Source organism: Venatorbacter sp. C2-1 (assembly GCF_022832715.1).
Classification (GTDB): domain Bacteria; phylum Pseudomonadota; class Gammaproteobacteria; order Pseudomonadales; family Oceanobacteraceae; genus Venatoribacter; species Venatoribacter alkanivorans.
Genome location: NZ_CP094879.1, coordinates 502,145 through 518,471, shown reverse-complemented (window position 1 = coordinate 518,471; position 16,327 = coordinate 502,145). Strand labels below are relative to the sequence as shown.

Sequence of the window (16,327 nt, the reverse complement as noted above, 5' to 3'; positions counted from 1 at the left end):
TAGATAAAGACCAGCGAGCAACATAACATGCCACTCAGCGTACAAAAATTAGCCAGCCGCCTGACTTTTCGCCAGTTGCAGGTATTCCACGCAGTATATGAGCTGGAAAGTTACAGTAAGGCGGGCGAGCTGCTCGGCCTGACCCAGCCGGCGGTCAGCAGCCAAATGCGCCAGCTGGAGCAGGCATTGGAAATGCCCTTATTCGAATACGTCGGCCGCCGTTTATTTGTGGCAGCGGCCGGAGAGAAGCTGGCCCAGAGCGTGGATGGTATTTTCGGTGAACTGCGCCGGTTGCAGACCGATCTGGCCGAGCTGGACGGTAAAGTGGCTGGTGAGCTGAAACTGGTGGCGGTGAATACGGCGCAATATGTTGTGCCGTATCTGCTGCGCGCTTTCCTTAATCTTTACCCACAGATCAACGTCAGCGTCAGCGTGGTGAACCGCGCCGCAGCGATTCAGCGCCTGAACGATAACCGTGACGATCTGGTGATTATGGGCATGGTGCCAAGCGAGAAACCGCTGGCATCACTGCCGTTTCTGAATAATGAGCTGGTACCGGTGGTGCCGGCCGGACATCCGCTGTTACTGCAGGAAGCAGTCAGCCCGCAGGACTTCCTCGACAGCAACCTGCTGATGCGCGAGGCGGGTTCCGGCAGCCGCCTGGCGCTGGAAGTACACTGCCAGCAACAACGCCTGCGGGTGAAACCCAGCATGGAAATCGGCTCGAACGACGCCGTTAAACACGCCGTGATTGCCGGCCTTGGCGTGGCCGTGCTGCCTAAGCTCAGCATCCTGCCGGAACTGCAGCTGGGGACGCTGCGGGTGTTGGATATTCCGGGCTTTCCACTGCGCCGCAGCTGGTGTGTGGTGTATCCGCAGGCCAAACATCCGACCCCGGCCATGAAGGCTTTTATTGATTATATTCAGCAGAATATTAAACAGTTCGAGCAGGTATTTTTACGTAACCCACAGTTGAAGTCCTGACCAAAAAAAACGACACCCGCAGGTGTCGTTTTTTATACCAGCCAGCTGTTAAGCGGCTTTTTTCAGCTTTTTCTTCAGCACTTTCAGTTTGCTTTCCTGCTTGGAGATCTTGGCCTTACGCGCTTTGATCTCTTTTTTCAGGCTGACGACTTTCTTGGATATTTTCTTAGACATAACAAATTCCTTCTTTATTCCGATGGGTGCATTAAGCACTATGACTCTTCAGTCTGCTGATTTTTCCGGATAAAACCGCGGATAAATCGCCGGATTTCACGGGCTGCACTGGTGTCCAGCTCTTCGCACAGAGCAAGAAACTGCTCCCGCTCTTCGCCATTAATACGGATAAGCAGCTGTGCATCATTCTTTACAGCTTTGGCCTTTTTACTACGGCCAGTTTTGGCTGAAGCCTTTGCCTTATCCACGACGCCTGAAGCCCAATAAGATGAAGAGAACTTCATGATATACATTGTATATCATTATGCAATACGTTAATTACTCTGCAGACGACTCCGCTCTGGACTTTGGCTGAAACTGTTTACGATAAGCCGCCGGCGATAAACCCACCCGCTGACGGAAAAGACGGCGGAATGAATTACTGTCTTCATAACCGACTGCCAGCGTAATGCTGTCAATGGTCATGCGGGTCGACTCAATCAGCTGCTTGGCTTTTTCTATGCGCAGCGCCTGCAGATAAGCCAGCGGCGCCTGCCCCGTCGCCTCTTTAAAACGCCGCTTAAAGTTACGCACACCAAAGCCGAAACGGCTGGCCAGTTCATCGATGACCAGCGCTCCGGCAAAGTGTTCATCCAGCCAGTTCTGTACCTTCAGAATATCCTGATCAGTGTGATTTTTCGGCGCGGCCCATAAGGCATAGGGGCTTTGTACGCTGCGGACATTATCAATCAGCAAATAACGGCTGCAGGTTTGTGCCAGCTCTAATGAAGCAAAACGGCGTATAAGGTGCAGCAGCAGATCCAGCACTGCCGTCGCTCCGCCACTGCTGATCAGCTGGCCGTCTTCACATAACATTTGCTGCTCATCCAGCCGGACCTGCGGGAAGCTGCGCCGGAACAGCCCGGCGAAAGCCCAGTGAGTCGTCACCCGCATACCATCGGCAAGACCGCTTTCGGCCAGTAAAAATGTTGCATTACACATGGTGGCAATCGTCGCCCCCTGGTGGTAACGCTCTCTCAGCCAGGCCCGGTAACGGCCAAATTCCGGCATTGCCTGCTGCAGACTGAAGAGAAAACCCGGAATCACAATCAGATCGGTCTGGCGGATATCGGCGACCCCACCGTCCACGCTCAGCTGCTGACCGGCTGACGCTGCTACCGGCAAACCATCCAGCGACACCCTACGCAGCTCAAACAGCGGCTTCTCCTGACCGGCAAACAGATTGGCGGCGTAAAAAATCTCCTGCGCCATGGTCGCACTGGCCGCAGAACACTGGTCAGCCAGCAACAAAGTAACGTGCATAATGCCCTCACTTGCAGATATCGCATGGAACAAGTCATTTATGCATATACAACGTCGGAACCGCAAGCCTTAGACTGCCCGCCTGTTTAAGCAGTCAGGAAAATAAAGATGAATCTCTGGTTTCGATTGTTACTTATGCTGCTGCGCCGCCCGTGGCGCAAGCCGGTCGGCGGCCTGGACACCACGGTGGTGAAAATGCGCGTATGGCCACTGGATCTGGATTTTAACCGCCATGTAACCAATGGCCGTTACTTCACCATGGCCGATGTCGGGCGTATGGATTACGTATTACGCAGCGGCGCCTACAAAGTGGCTCTGCGCCATAAAGCGTTTCCGGTTGTGGGTGATGTCTGGGGGAAATTCCGCCGTGAGCTGCGGCTGTTTGAAGCCTTTGAAATTCACAGCCGTATGCTCGGCTGGGATGATAAATGGGTCTTTGTTGAACACCGTTTTATGCGCAAAGAACGGGTTATTGGCGTGGTGATGATGCGTGGCCTGTTCCGTTCGGCAAAAGGATTGGTCGATCCGCAGGAGTTTATCGCCGGAATGAATCTTGATCCGCAATCACCACCGCTGCCAGACTGGCTCAGCGCATGGTCAGAAAGTTGCGACGGAATGAGCTCCCAGCTGCGCGACGAAGAGCTCTGCTGAACAATCTGGCCGGATTACCGGCCAGTCAGCGTTTCCGGCAGCATCAGGAATTTTCCTGCTGCTGCTCAAAGTTCAGCACAATAAATTCAGCAGGACGAACAATCGCAACCTTTACACTGACCCGCAGCCAGCCATTCAGAATGTCGTCACTGGTCATGCTACTGCCCAATCCCACCGTAACCGAAAATGCATCACTGGCAGAAGCGCCCTGCAGACCACCTTCTTTCCAGATATTGGTGAGAAAATTCTCAATCATGGCTTTTACAGCATTCCAGGTGTTGGCATCGTTGGCAGCAAAAATATAACGCTTCATACCCTCCTGAATTGAACGTTCAAGAAAAAGCGCCGTGCGCCGCACCGGAATATAACGCCAGTCCTGACTGTTACCATCCAGCGTGCGGGCGCCCCAGACAAGAATGCCCTGGCCATTAAAAAAACGGATGGCGTTAATGGATTTGCCGGAAGCTTCATCAATATTCAGCTCAGCCTGTTGATGATCTGATAAGCGGATAGGTAACGCAGCTGCGCCAACGATGCTGACATTAGCTGGTGCACGCCATACGCCCTCGTTACTATCATTAATCACATAAATGCCAGCCATCGCCGCACTGACCGGCAAAATATTGACCTCGGTATTCAGTCTTTGCTGCAAGCTGTTATAACGCTTACTGGCATTCCGTAATGCCATATCGTGCTGACGGATCTGCGCTGCTGATGGCTCTGATAAGGCTGCGATATCCGCCAGAATGCGGCTGACTGCCGATGTACCATCAGACTCGGCATGAAGAAACGCCGCCAGTTTATGCAGATTACCGCCAAACAGATTGGTGTAATTCAGCTCGTTACTTCCCACCATCGTGGTGCCGATAAACGGATAATAGCAGGCAGCATTTTTCAGCCCGTTGCTGCCCGTGCTTTCGCGAAAATTCCGGATATCTTCGCTGTATAACAGCGGGTCAGGATTGCGCCCGCCAATGACATCGAACAGACAGAACGGATACTCCAGCTGTTCAGCCTGCAACAGCATGGCCTGCATCAGTGTTGCATTTTCTGCCACCGACAACAGTGTTGCGTCCGGACACAGGTACAGCGTCGGCTCTGATTCTTCTGCCAGAACCTGCAGTCCACGCAGCAGATCAGCCAACAGAATATTCGGATTAATAATCGCTGCCTGCGCGCTGCTTAATGGGTTTCCGCTCGGCTTACCGTAATTTCCGACCGATACAACATAAGCACTGCCACCACCGTTTTCGAAAAACAGCCGCATACTGTTACACAGGTAATACACCGTTGCCGGATCGGGCAGAAGTTCGTAATTATCATCTCCGCCCTGTGGGTAATACTGCACCGGCTGGAGTGCATCCGGATGTATAAAGCGGGAGACAAATTCTTCGTAAGATTGTACAAGCACCGCTTTATTCAGCAGTGACTGACCGCTTAATTGTGCCGCAGGCGTATAACCGATAAACGCAGGAATAGCGGTTGCACTGGGCACAACCGAATCAGGAAAGGTGTTTATCTCATTGATATAAACACCCGGGGTTTTGACTGTTGTGGTCATAGTGGCTCCGTGCGCTGCTGTCTGTCCGTGAATGACTGAGCATGCCTGAACCAGCCAGAGGGTCAAGGAAAGTTCCCGCGTTCTGGCATACCTGAATGTTAACGGAGTTAGTCCACAGCGTTCAGCAGGCTTTCTAACTTGCTGACGGTGTTCCAGTTTCTGGCGGTTACAGGAACCCCAAGAACTTTTTCCACACCTGCCGCCAGTTTTGAACGGCCAATACCTTCTGGCGCATACAGATAAAATACGCCGTCAGCCAACTGAAAAGATTCCGATGCCTTACTCAGAGCCTGAAGGCGTTCTGAGTCTACGGTCTTTGGCTGTGCAGCCAGAAAGAAGAAGTGCAGCACTTTGCCATCATCCACCGGATAAGGGTTGGCCGCGATAACTGCTTGTAACTCAGCTGCACTCAGCAACAGAACGTCCACCTCAAATCCATGCTGAGCAGCAATCAGACTGCGCAGCCGCGTACTGTCTGCCGCCACAGGTTGTGCAGCGCTCTGAAAAACAACATTACCGCTCTGAATATAGGTTTTAACCTGCTGATATCCGGCTTGTTCAAACACCACGACCAAATCCTTCATCGACAGAATATTTTTGCCGCCGACATTAATTCCGCGTAACAGCGCAACACAAGGGGTCATCCGTATCCATTCCTGTTAATTTCCCACTCATATATCTGATAATGGCGACATTGAATATGATCAGAAAAGGGCTGGTTTTCCAGAAAAACCAGCCCTTGTTTTAGCGAGACAGCGACTGGTATAAATCACCGAAGCTGGTGTTATAACGGACGGTAAAGCTGACTGAATTTCCCAGAACATCGTCTTCCGTAGTTTTATAACTCAACTCCAGACCCAGCTGGGTTTTATCTTGCTCGTTAAAACCCGGAACCACTATTTTAAGATTTGCTTTTACTCTGGGATAGCACTTTGGTCCATCGCTCGCCAGACGCCGGCATTGCCCAATCATGAGTTCTGTATATTGCTCCGGTGAATAGGCAGCACGATAACCCAGATAAGCCTCCGCCAGATAAACCAGAGAATCATCTTCATTTTCATAAACATAACCGCCAAGATCCAGGGCAATACCATGTGTCAGATTATTCTGCTGATTACCAGCCTGACTGCTTCCCAAAGCCCGGTAAACAAGTTGACCCATACGCAATGAATAACTGGTATTTTCTTCGCTGGTTTTAATTGATGTCAGCAGCAATTCATTACCAAAATGATATCCGCTCAGGTCACTGCTGTTCGGCTGACGGTAGTAAAGGTAGCCCGCGGTCGGGTTTGCTTCACCGGCCAGTTTCTCTGTCGAGGTAAAAACAGCTCCCAGGGTAAAACGACTGACAACCAGAGGGTAATCTTTATAACCCGATAACGGAATATCAATGACATCACTGCTGATAACCTCCTGATCCTGCAGTAATTCTTTCAGTGAGATCTCATCCGTAGGTGTCAGTATGCTGTATAACTGCTTCTGTAAAAGACTGTCCAGTTGCTTACGTTTAGCCTGTAAACGCTGCCTGGCTTCATAAGAAGCCAGTTTAGATACAGCGGCAAACCAGGCTTCATTTTTCTCTTCATACTGCTTTGCCTGATTGGCCGGTACCATATTGAGCAGCTCAGAGAACTCCTGAGCAGTCATATAATTACCCGCTTGCCCTGCAACCGCCAGTGCCGAGAAAGTATTCCGCCAGACATGATCAACTATGACTTTAAGCTGAGCAGCCAGAAGCTCCGGCGCTCCTTCGTGCGTGATAGCAACCGCACTTATTGCCTTGATTTTCCGCACATAATCCAGAATATCCACAACACTGAGATAGTCTTCATTGTTCAGACACGTACCGACTACCTTCGGAGTCTCCTGCCAAGCAGTAATTGACCCCTTCCAGTCTTCTGTCAGTTGATTGCCAGTAAAGAAGTAGTTGAATGCCTCGGTTTTTCCCGCATCTCTGCTCAGGTCGTCAGTTAACTGAACTGAGATTAACTGTTTCATAATCAGATTTTTATTGCAGTTTTCTGCGGCAGGTGCCGCAGGATTACTGCCTTCCTGGCCTGGCGCTTCAGCAGCCAGTAAACCCGCTGGGCGCAGTGCAGCAATCAGAAATACAATAGCCAACAGTTGTGGTGAAACGCCGCTGAGATTGCGTGTAACCATAGAACCTCCCTGTGTATTTCATCCCAATCGAATATCAGACAGAACCAACATAACGCGTATGCCTGAAAAATAAAATCCATTTCCGGAGAACAGCAGCAACAAAAAACGGCCCGGAAGCAATCATTGCTTCCGGGCCGCGGGCTGCTTGTCTGTTCCCAACAAGCATTCAGGGTGCTGAATTTTTAAATTATGCGGTCGCTCAGTTGCGGATTAAGTAATCGAAGGAACCCAGAGCAGCGGTTGCCCCCGCGCCCATCGAAATAATAATCTGCTTGTACGCCACGTTGGTGCAATCGCCGGCGGCGAATACGCCCGGTACATTCGTCTGGCCATGGCCGTCGATAATAATCTCGCCACGCTCAGTCAGCTCGACCGTTCCTTTCAGGAATTCGGTATTCGGCACCAGACCAATCTGTACGAAAATACCCGCCAGTTCGATCACATGGCTTTCGCCGGTATTACGATCCTGGTATTTAATCGCTGTTACCCGCTCACCGTCGCCAATCACTTCAGTGGTCATCGCCATTTTAATAATGTCGATATTGGCGGTAGCTTCGGCTTTTTTCACCAGCACCGCATCGGCACGCAGTACATCAGAGAATTCCAGTACGGTGACGTGCTCAACAAGTCCGGCCAGATCAATAGCGGCTTCAATACCGGAGTTACCACCACCGATCACCGCAACACGCTTACCTTTAAATAACGGGCCATCACAGTGCGGGCAGAAGCATACGCCTTTGGCTTTGTATTCCTGCTCGCCGGGTACGTTCATTTCTCTCCAGCGCGCACCGGTCGCGAGAATCACCGACTTACCCGCCAGTACCGCACCGTTGGCCAGTTCGACTTCGGTTAAGCCAGAATCGGTTTTGCGTACCGCAACGGCTTTCTGGGTTTTCATCACATCCACGTCGTATTCTTTAACGTGTTCTTCCAGATGCGCAACCAGCTTCGGACCTTCGGTGTAAGGCACAGAAATAAAGTTTTCGATGCCAACGGTATCAGATACCTGACCGCCAAAACGCTCCGCCACCAGACCGGTACGGATACCTTTACGCGCCGCGTAAATGGCAGCTGAAGCACCCGCCGGGCCACCGCCCACCACCAGCACATCAAACGGATCTTTATCGGCCATTGCCGCCGCGGCTTTGGCATCGGCGTCGTCATCCACTTTATTGAGGATTTCTGCCAGCGTCATTTTACCGTTGGCCAGCACTTCACCGTTCAGGTACAGCGAAGGAACCGCCATAATATTGCGTTCTTTCACTTCGTCCGGAAATACGCCGCCGTCGATCATGGTGGCGGTAACGTTCGGATTCAGCGCGGCCATTAAATTCACCGCCTGTACAACATCAGGACAGTTGTGGCACGACAACGATACATAGACTTCAAAATTCAGGGTGCGCGTCAGGGATTTTGCCTGATCCTGCAATGCCTGATCTTCTTTCGACGGGTGACTGCCCGCCTGTAATAAAGCCAGCACCAGCGAGGTAAACTCGTGGCCCATTGGCACACCGGCAAAGGCCACACGGGCTTCGCTGCCCGCTTTGGCAATGGTCATTACCGGAGAACGGCCACCGATTTTTTCGTTGGTCACCGTCAGGGAAATCTGATCATTCAGTTCTGCGATTTCACGCGCCAGAGTTTCCAGTTCTTTGGATTTTGGCGAATCATTAACAGACACCTGCAGTTCAATCGGATTACGCAGATTGTTCAGGTAGGTGCCTAATTGTTGTTTCATATTTGCATCAAGCATGGAAATACCGTCCGATTGAAGATTTTTAAAACGGCTCCGGAAAACCGGAGCCGGGTATTGCAATTACTTCAGGTTATTTGGCAAGGCCTGTGGAATTTACTGCAGGCTGGTCGAAGCGTTGACTCACCCGAAGCATTTGGCAAAGCCGGAGAGATGAAGCGCAAGAGAACTACGTCGCGATTCGCTCTCCGGGAAAGCCAAATCAGATCTTGCCGACCAGATCTAGGGATGGAGCCAAAGTCGCTTCACCTTCTTTCCACTTAGCCGGGCACACTTCACCTGGGTGAGCAGCAACGTACTGAGCAGCTTTTACTTTACGCATCAGGTCGTCTGCATCACGGCCGATACCTTCAGCAGTGATTTCCATGGCCTGGATAACGCCCTGTGGATCAACCAGGAAAGTAGCGCGGTCTGCCAGGCCCTGACCTTCACGCATTACACCGAAGTTGTTGGTGATGGTGCCGGTCTGGTCACCAACCATGTAGTAGTTGATCTTACCGATGGTTTCAGAGCTGTCGTGCCATGCTTTGTGGCAGAAGTGAGTGTCGGTAGACACAGAGAATACTTCTACGCCCAGCTTCTGCAGTTCTTCGTATTTGTCAGCCAGGTCGCCCAGTTCGGTCGGGCATACGAAAGTGAAGTCGGCTGGGTAGAAGAAGAATACTGCCCACTTGCCTTTAACATCAGCTTCAGTGATTTCTACGAACTCGCCCTGTTTAAAAGCGGTTGCTGCAAATGGTTTAATTTCAGTGTTGATCATGTGGTCTTGCTCCATAGGTTTGTGTTGGGAACAGGACCTATAGTAGGGACATGCTTCTAATTAGTTAAATTGATCTTTTCAAAGAAGGCTATTAGGTATAGCTATTGAACCGTTTGACTAACAGTCCGGAGAATAAGTGCTCTGCCCTGGGTTACAGGGCAGAGCCTGAGCCTTGTCAGCGCTGGGCCGGGGCCGTACCCGCCAGTTGCGGTGGTAAAGAATCGACATGCAGTGTGCGGGTCGGGAAGGCGCAGTCGCCACCCTTCTCGTGGATGATATTCAGTACTTTCAGCAGTACATCCTGCTTGATCTCGTGGAACCTTACCCAATCGGTGGTTTTGGTGAAGGTGTAGATAAAGAAATCCAGACTGGATTCACCAAAGCTGTTGAAGTTCACGATCATGGTCTGGTTATTATCAATTTCCGGATGTTCGCGCAGCATGGCACGCACGCCTTCCATAATCGCTGGCAGATGACGTGAATCCTGATAGCGGATACCAATGGTTTCGTAGATACGGCGGTTGGTCATGCGCGATGGGTTTTCCACCGAGATATTGGTAAACACCGAGTTCGGCACATACAGCGGACGCTTATCAAAGGTGCGGATACGGGTCACGCGAAAGCCGATATGCTCTACAGTTCCTTCGATGCTGCGGTCCGGCGAACGCACCCAGTCACCGACTTTGAACGGGCGGTCGAGATAAATAATCAGCGAGCCAAAGAAGTTGGCCAGCAGATCTTTGGCGGCCATACCGACGATCAGACCACCGACACCACCAAAGGCGAGGATGCCGGAAATGGATATGCCCAACAGCTGAAAAATCGGCAGAATAATCAGAATGGTAACGCTGAGTTTGGCCACCTTACCCACCAGCTGTACCGTGGTCGGATCAATGCCATTCACAATCTGCCGTTCTTCCACGCGGTTAATCAGACGCCACAGCGCCCAGGCGGTGAGAATAATCAGCGCCAGCTGACGCACCACCGGAATACTGGAAATAATTTCAGAAGAAAAATGACCTGCGGTGATGTCGGCAATCCAGGTCGCACCAATGGCAAAAATAATCCAGCTGATGGGGACGCCAATGGCCTCCAGCACAATATCGTCCCAGCGGTTCTTGGTCGCCAGCGCCAGCTTAACCAGACGCTTGCGGGTAAAGCGCCACGCCGCACCGGCAATCAGCGTGATACTCAGGGCAATGCTGACATCCCAGAACCAGTCATAATTCTGTGAAATTAATTCGTTCCACCACTCCACGCAGAAGACTCCATTTATTCAGAAGGGAATTTTGCGCAGACAGGCAACAGCGGTTACCTGCCCGCAAACAGGTACTCAGCTCAACTGACGCTGACGCACCGCTTCAAACAGACAAATGCCGGTAGCCACCGACACGTTAACCGAGCTGACTTCGCCAGCCATCGGAATATTCACCAGATAATCGCAATGTTCACGGGTAAGGCGACGCATCCCCGCACCTTCAGCGCCCATCACCAGAGCGGTTGGCCCGGTAAAATCCTGCTGATAAATGCTGTGCGTTGCTTCACCGGCGGTGCCGACAATCCAGATACCGCGTTCCTGCAGTTCTTTCATGGTGCGCGCCAGATTGGTGACCTGAATATAAGGCACGGCTTCGGCTGCGCCACAGGCCACCTTGGCGGCTGTTGCATTTAACGGTGCGGATTTATCTTTCGGCGCAATCACTACCTGTACACCGGCGGCGTCTGCCGTACGCAGACAGGCGCCCAGATTATGCGGATCGGTAACGCCGTCCAGAATCAGAATCAGCGCATTGCCACTGATACTATCGAGAATATCCGGCAGGTGTTTCTCGTTTTTATTCTGCACCGGCTTACGCCAGGCAATAATGCCCTGGTGATTACCTTCATCGGCCTTCTGATTCATCAGGCCTTTGTCGGCCTCACGGATATCCAGCCCCTGTTCGGCAGCCAGTTCCAGCACGCGCTGCATACGCTGGTCCTGACGGCCTTTCATCACCCACAGCTCAACCACCTGATCCGGACTGCGCTGCAATAAGGTGGTAACGGCATGCAAACCGTAAACGGCTTCTAACTTCATTGATTAATTAACCTGTTTTCTTTCCGGCCTTTTTGGCCGGTTTTTTCTTGGCGGTCTTTTTCTTTACCGCTTTGTTGCTTTCGGTTTTCTTTTTGGCGTTCAGCTTTTGCCGTTTGCTCGGCTTGGGCTTTTTCTTTTTGCTTTTAGTGCCGTCTGAATCGTCAGCAGCAAAGGTTTTAGCGCCCTTGTCAGCCGTACGCTTAACACCGGCTTTTTTAACGCCGCTTTTATTAGCGCCGCTTTTATTACCGCCACTTCTGGCACCATCTCCAGATTCTGTCGAGGGTGCCCGTGCTTTTTTTTGGCGGCTTGGCTCCAGCGTTTCTTCGGTTACTTTGCCATCGGCCTGTTTATTACGGCGGCGCGGTAAACGCGCAGGCGTTGGCAGATCGCTGGCTTTGCTGCGTCTGGCGTTAACCGGTGCAGTGGTCAGTTCGAAATCGACTTTGCGCTCGTCGAGGTTCACGTTCATGACCCTTACCCAGAGCTTATCGCCAAGGCGGAAACTGCGGCGCGTGCGCTCGCCTACCAGACGATGTTTCACTGCATCAAAGTGGTAGTAATCGTTTGCCAGACCACTGATATGCACCAGACCTTCGACATAGACGTCTTTTAATTCAACGAATAAGCCAAAGCCGGTAACCGCGGTAATAACCCCTTCGAATTCTTCACCGATACGGTCGCTGATAAATTCGCACTTGAGGAAATCGACCACGTCACGGGTAGCATCATCGGCACGGCGCTCGGTCATCGAACAATGCTCACCCATTACCACCATCGCTGCGGTGTCGTATGGGTAAATGGTTTTCTGTGCCAGTGGCTTGGCACCGTCGGCACGTTTTACGTGTTTGCATTCGCGTTCGCTGCGGATCACGCTGCGCAGACCACGGTGCACCAGCAGGTCGGGGTAACGGCGGATTGGCGAAGTGAAGTGAGTATAGGCTTTATAAGCCAGACCAAAGTGACCTTCGTTATCCGGCTTATAAACGGCCTGACTGAGCGAGCGCAGCAGCACGGTCTGGATTAAATGTGAATCCGGACGGTCGCCAATCTGGCTCAGCAATGCCTGATAATCTTTCGGCGACGGGTCCTGACCATGTGGCATGGATAAACCGACTTCGGCGAGGAAAGATTTCAGGTTCTCAAGTTTTTCTGCGCTCGGGCCGTTATGCACACGATACAGTGCCGGCACGTCATAACGCTGGAAGAAATCGGCAGCACAGACGTTGGCTGCCAGCATGCATTCTTCAATCAGCATATGGGCCGCGTTACGTTCGGTCGGTACGATTTCCTGAATTTTACGCTCAGCATCGAACACGATACGGGTTTCGACCGAGTCGAAATCCATCGCACCACGCTCTTCACGTTTGGCGCGCAGGGTTTTATACAGGGCGTAGAGATTTTCCAGATGCGGCACAACGTCTTTGTAATGTTCACGCCAGGCATCGCCGTCGTCACCACGTTCCGGCTGCAGCATTTTCCAGACCTTGTTATAGGTCAGGCGCGCATGGGAGTGGATAACACCTTCCATAAACTGATAACCGGAAATATTACCGGCTTTGGAGATGGTCATTTCACATACCATCACCAGACGATCTACTTCCGGGTTCAGCGAGCATAAACCGTTGGACAGTTTTTCCGGCAGCATCGGTACCACAAACTCAGGGAAATACACCGAGTTGCCACGACCGTGAGCTTCAACATCCAATGCCGAACCTGCCTGTACGTAATGGGATACATCGGCAATGGCAACGTATAAACGCCAGCCACCGGTTTTGCGGTTAGGTTCGCAATAGACGGCATCGTCGAAGTCTTTGGCGTCTTCACCGTCGATGGTGACAAAAGGCAGCTGACGCAGGTCGATGCGGTTGTGTTTGTCTTTATCTTTGACCTGTTCCGGCAGTTTTTTGGCTTCTACCAGCACTGCCTCCGGCCATTCGTGCGGAATATTATGGCTGCGGATGGCAACATCAATTTCCATCCCCGGTGCCAGGTGATCACCCAGCACTTCGACCACTTCACCCATAGGTAAGCCGCCGGGCTTCGGCTGCTCAACAATCTGCACCACCACAAACTGGCCGTGCTCAGCGCCTTTGCGGCCAACCGGCGGAATCAGGATTTCCTGCGCCACGCGTTTGTTATCCGGCTGTACGACGCCGACACCGGACTGATCGAAGTAACGGCCGACAATCTGCTGAGTATTACGCTCCAGCACTTCGACAATTTTGCCTTCCGGGCGGCCACGGCGATCAAGACCAAGGATCTGTACCGCAACGCGGTCACCGTGAAAGACTTTGCTCATCTGGCGGTTAGACAGGTACACATCATCAGCACCGTCACGCAGCACAAAGCCGTAACCATCGCGATGGCCCATCACCACACCGGTAACCAGATCGACTTTGCGCAGCGGCGCAAACTGGCTGCGACGGTTGCTGATCAGCTGGCCATCACGCGACATCGCAATCAGGCGGCGACGCAGAGCTTCTACGCGGTCTTCATCGGTTTCACCCAGTGCTTCGCAGACTTCCGCGTGGGTAGCCGGGTGGCCCAGTTGCTCCAGCAATGCCAGCAGGGCATCACGGCTGGCAACCGGGTTTTCATATTTTTGCGCTTCGGCCTCGGCATTTGGGTCATGGAACGGGGCTTTTGGTGCGTTGGAATCCGTCAATGTGCGGCTCCTATAATTAATTTGCGCCCAGTATAACGGTTACACACGTATTTACAGGGCTTTAAAGTTGATTTGCGCGCTGTCGCGGCTTTTTCCGGCCTGTTGCAGGCGCTGCAGGTAATCAGTCCACAGTTCATCACGATGCGTGCATAAATGATAGAGATAACTCCAGTCATACAGACCTGAGTCATGGCCGTCGTCAAACACCAGTTTCAGGGCATAATTACCGGCCGGTTCAATACGCAGCAATACCACATCTTTTTTACCGCTCTGCAACACCTCATTGCCGACACCATGACCACGGACTTCTGCCGAAGGTGAGTGCACACGAAGAAATTCATAAGACAGCTCATAAGGCTGCTCACCATAGGTCAACTCAAGACAGTGGCTGACTTTCTTCACTTTTATTGCTTTTGGAATCACTGTTATTCCACTCCGGGAGTATGGATAACGGGCGGATGAGATAAAGCGCGCTACACTTTTATGTAAGGCATACATGGTGTGTCGCCCAATATCAGGCTCCGGTTGTACCTGATGTAGTTTACTATCGGTGAGATTGAGCTGCCTATGAATTCTTTACGCAATATCAGTATCCGTGCCCGTTTATGGGTAATTCTCAGTGCTTCCGTAATATGTGTTCTGCTGATCCAGCTGCAAGCCATGCAACATATTTACAACACCATAGACAAGGCGAAACAACAGGCTGTAAAACAGCAGGTCGACAGTGCATACAGCCTGATTGAGCATTATTACCAGCTCAGCCAGCAGGGAATGCCGGTAGCAGAAGCACAAACCCGGGCAAAGGATGCTGTCCGCGAGCTGCGTTATAACGGCAATGAATATTTCTGGATTAACGACTCCGCACCCGTCGTTGTCGTTCATGGTGTCAAAGCAGAGCTGGAAGGAAAAAACGTTAACGACGTTAAAGACCCCAATGGCCTGTATTTGTTCCGCGAAATTGTAAAAGCAGCAAAAAGTAAGTCCGAAGGCAATTATGTGCACTATTACTGGCCCAAGGCCGGCAGTTCGGAACCCGTATCCAAGGTCAGCTACGTTAAACAGTTCAGACCCTGGGACTGGATTGTCGGCACCGGTGTTTATACCGACGACGTTATGACCGCCTTCTGGCAAAGTGCCACCGGCCTTATTACCACCAGTCTGATTTTTATTATTCTGTTGATTGCCGTCATCATGCTGGTATCGAACAGCATCCGTCATCCGCTGCGGGTTATCACTCAGGCGATGGATGATATTGCCCGCGGTGAAGGCGATCTGACTCAGCGTTTACCTTCCAAAGGTCAGGACGAAATCACCAATATTGCCCAGGCCTTTAATACCTTTATTGGTCAGATTCACAAAGTTGTGAGCGAAAGTAAAACCGCCTCAGAACTGTTGGCGCAACTGACCCGTGAGATTGCCACCGTCAGCAGTGAAACACGCCGCCTCACCGACGATCAGCTGCAACAGACCGATCTTGCTGCCACAGGCTCGAATGAAATGAGCCAGACTATTCACGAAGTGGCTGGCAATGCCGAACGCGCCGCCGCCGCCGCCCGGGAAGTCGATGACAACGCCCGCCGTGGTATGAAAACCATGCAAACCACACAGCAAAGCATTGGTAGCCTGGCCGCCGATATCCAGAGCTCCTGCGAGGTGATTCAGGGTCTGCAGAGTGAAACCGACGCTATCGGTTCGGTACTGGATGTTATCCGTGGTATCGCCGAACAAACCAACCTGCTGGCACTGAACGCCGCCATCGAAGCCGCCCGTGCCGGTGAACAGGGCCGCGGTTTTGCCGTGGTCGCCGACGAAGTGCGCACCCTCGCCTCGCGCACCCAGGAATCGACTGAAGAAATTAATAAAATGATTTCCCGCCTGCAGGATCAGGCCGCCAGCGCTGTACATTCGATGGAAGAAAACGTAAAAAATTCTGAATCCACTTCTGTCACTTCACAGCAGGCACTGGACGCGATATCAACCATCAGCACAGCAGTCAGCACTATTACCGAAATGAACCTGAGCATTGCCAGTGCGGTTGAGGAACAAAGCGCCGCCGCCAACGAGATCAGCGGCAACGTTGTACGGATCGCTGAATCTTCAGGGCATATTGCCGACAATATGGTAAAAACCGATCAGTACGGACAGAAGCTGTCCGACAGCAGCGAAGCTCTGGTCAGATTAATTGAGCGTTTCAGGATTTAAATTGCGCCAAATAACGTTGCACATAAAAAAGGAGG

General features: G+C 51.8%; 15 protein-coding genes. 3 read left to right on the top strand and 12 right to left on the bottom strand.

The features are described 5' to 3' along the window. The first annotated feature begins 27 nt into the window (after nt 1–27). Nucleotides 28–984 carry a LysR family transcriptional regulator gene (locus tag MT343_RS02235; RefSeq protein WP_145470870.1) on the top strand — a complete coding sequence of 319 codons (957 nt, stop codon included), beginning with the start codon at nt 28–30 and terminating at the stop codon, nt 982–984. Between the two features lie 48 nt (nt 985–1,032). Here the strand turns inward: MT343_RS02235 and MT343_RS19515 are convergent, their stop codons facing one another. The 3 genes from MT343_RS19515 to MT343_RS02225 form a co-directional block, all read right to left on the bottom strand. Continuing rightward, entirely contained in the window at nt 1,033–1,158 is a 126-nt protein-coding gene (locus MT343_RS19515; protein ID WP_255449072.1) for a hypothetical protein, read from the bottom strand. A 38-nt stretch (nt 1,159–1,196) separates the two neighbouring features. Beyond that, nucleotides 1,197–1,406 (bottom strand): hypothetical protein, encoded by a 210-nt coding sequence (locus MT343_RS02230; protein WP_145470949.1) that lies wholly within the window; start codon nt 1,404–1,406, stop codon nt 1,197–1,199. Between the two features lie 70 nt (nt 1,407–1,476). Continuing rightward, a complete protein-coding gene (locus MT343_RS02225; RefSeq protein ID WP_145470868.1) occupies nt 1,477–2,460 on the bottom strand; it encodes a GlxA family transcriptional regulator in 984 nt (327 codons plus the stop codon). A 108-nt stretch (nt 2,461–2,568) separates the two neighbouring features. Between MT343_RS02225 and MT343_RS02220 the strand changes: the two genes are divergently transcribed. Further along, complete coding sequence (locus MT343_RS02220; protein WP_145470866.1) at nt 2,569–3,111, top strand: thioesterase family protein; 543 nt, start codon at nt 2,569–2,571, stop codon at nt 3,109–3,111. Nucleotides 3,112–3,154: 43 nt separating this feature from the next. On the opposite strand, the gene MT343_RS02215 is transcribed toward MT343_RS02220, so the two are convergent. From MT343_RS02215 to MT343_RS02175, 9 genes are all read right to left on the bottom strand, one after another. Then, nucleotides 3,155–4,672, bottom strand: a complete 1,518-nt coding sequence (locus MT343_RS02215) for a phage tail sheath family protein (RefSeq protein WP_145470864.1) — start codon at nt 4,670–4,672, stop codon at nt 3,155–3,157. Between the two features lie 107 nt (nt 4,673–4,779). Then, entirely contained in the window at nt 4,780–5,316 is a 537-nt protein-coding gene (locus tag MT343_RS02210; protein ID WP_145470862.1) for a DUF1697 domain-containing protein, read from the bottom strand. Nucleotides 5,317–5,416: 100 nt separating this feature from the next. Beyond that, nucleotides 5,417–6,832 (bottom strand): hypothetical protein, encoded by a 1,416-nt coding sequence (locus tag MT343_RS02205; RefSeq protein ID WP_145470860.1) that lies wholly within the window; start codon nt 6,830–6,832, stop codon nt 5,417–5,419. 199 nt (nt 6,833–7,031) lie between these two features. Then, the gene (gene ahpF, locus MT343_RS02200) at nt 7,032–8,585 is read right to left on the bottom strand and encodes an alkyl hydroperoxide reductase subunit F (protein ID WP_145470858.1); all 1,554 of its coding nucleotides are present in this window, start codon (nt 8,583–8,585) and stop codon (nt 7,032–7,034) included. A gap of 202 nt (nt 8,586–8,787) precedes the next feature. Then, the gene (ahpC, locus tag MT343_RS02195; protein WP_145470856.1) at nt 8,788–9,345 is read right to left on the bottom strand and encodes an alkyl hydroperoxide reductase subunit C; all 558 of its coding nucleotides are present in this window, start codon (nt 9,343–9,345) and stop codon (nt 8,788–8,790) included. A 175-nt stretch (nt 9,346–9,520) separates the two neighbouring features. Beyond that, nucleotides 9,521–10,603, bottom strand: a complete 1,083-nt coding sequence (locus MT343_RS02190; RefSeq protein ID WP_145470854.1) for a mechanosensitive ion channel family protein — start codon at nt 10,601–10,603, stop codon at nt 9,521–9,523. A gap of 75 nt (nt 10,604–10,678) precedes the next feature. After that, on the bottom strand, nt 10,679–11,422 hold the full coding sequence (gene rlmB / locus MT343_RS02185) for a 23S rRNA (guanosine(2251)-2'-O)-methyltransferase RlmB (protein WP_145470852.1): 744 nt from the start codon (nt 11,420–11,422) through the stop codon (nt 10,679–10,681). 7 nt (nt 11,423–11,429) lie between these two features. Further along, a complete protein-coding gene (gene rnr / locus MT343_RS02180) occupies nt 11,430–14,090 on the bottom strand; it encodes a ribonuclease R (protein ID WP_145470850.1) in 2,661 nt (886 codons plus the stop codon). A gap of 51 nt (nt 14,091–14,141) precedes the next feature. Further along, a complete protein-coding gene (locus tag MT343_RS02175) occupies nt 14,142–14,513 on the bottom strand; it encodes a gamma-butyrobetaine hydroxylase-like domain-containing protein (protein WP_243989453.1) in 372 nt (123 codons plus the stop codon). A gap of 144 nt (nt 14,514–14,657) precedes the next feature. Between MT343_RS02175 and MT343_RS02170 the strand changes: the two genes are divergently transcribed. Next, entirely contained in the window at nt 14,658–16,292 is a 1,635-nt protein-coding gene (locus tag MT343_RS02170) for a methyl-accepting chemotaxis protein (protein ID WP_145470846.1), read from the top strand. The last annotated feature ends 35 nt before the right edge of the window (nt 16,293–16,327 follow it).

What these genes read in the sequence shown, in the direction of transcription:
- ahpF (WP_145470858.1), bottom strand. Translation starts at nt 8,585, where the DNA reads ATGCTTGATGCAAATATGAAACAACAATTAGGCACCTACCTGAACAAT.
- MT343_RS02215 (WP_145470864.1), bottom strand. Translation starts at nt 4,672, where the DNA reads ATGACCACAACAGTCAAAACCCCGGGTGTTTATATCAATGAGATAAAC.
- MT343_RS02235 (WP_145470870.1), top strand. Translation starts at nt 28, where the DNA reads ATGCCACTCAGCGTACAAAAATTAGCCAGCCGCCTGACTTTTCGCCAG.
- rlmB (WP_145470852.1), bottom strand. Translation starts at nt 11,422, where the DNA reads ATGAAGTTAGAAGCCGTTTACGGTTTGCATGCCGTTACCACCTTATTG.
- MT343_RS19515 (WP_255449072.1), bottom strand. Translation starts at nt 1,158, where the DNA reads ATGTCTAAGAAAATATCCAAGAAAGTCGTCAGCCTGAAAAAAGAGATC.
- ahpC (WP_145470856.1), bottom strand. Translation starts at nt 9,345, where the DNA reads ATGATCAACACTGAAATTAAACCATTTGCAGCAACCGCTTTTAAACAG.
- MT343_RS02210 (WP_145470862.1), bottom strand. Translation starts at nt 5,316, where the DNA reads ATGACCCCTTGTGTTGCGCTGTTACGCGGAATTAATGTCGGCGGCAAA.
- MT343_RS02205 (WP_145470860.1), bottom strand. Translation starts at nt 6,832, where the DNA reads ATGGTTACACGCAATCTCAGCGGCGTTTCACCACAACTGTTGGCTATT.
- MT343_RS02225 (WP_145470868.1), bottom strand. Translation starts at nt 2,460, where the DNA reads ATGCACGTTACTTTGTTGCTGGCTGACCAGTGTTCTGCGGCCAGTGCG.
- MT343_RS02220 (WP_145470866.1), top strand. Translation starts at nt 2,569, where the DNA reads ATGAATCTCTGGTTTCGATTGTTACTTATGCTGCTGCGCCGCCCGTGG.
- MT343_RS02170 (WP_145470846.1), top strand. Translation starts at nt 14,658, where the DNA reads ATGAATTCTTTACGCAATATCAGTATCCGTGCCCGTTTATGGGTAATT.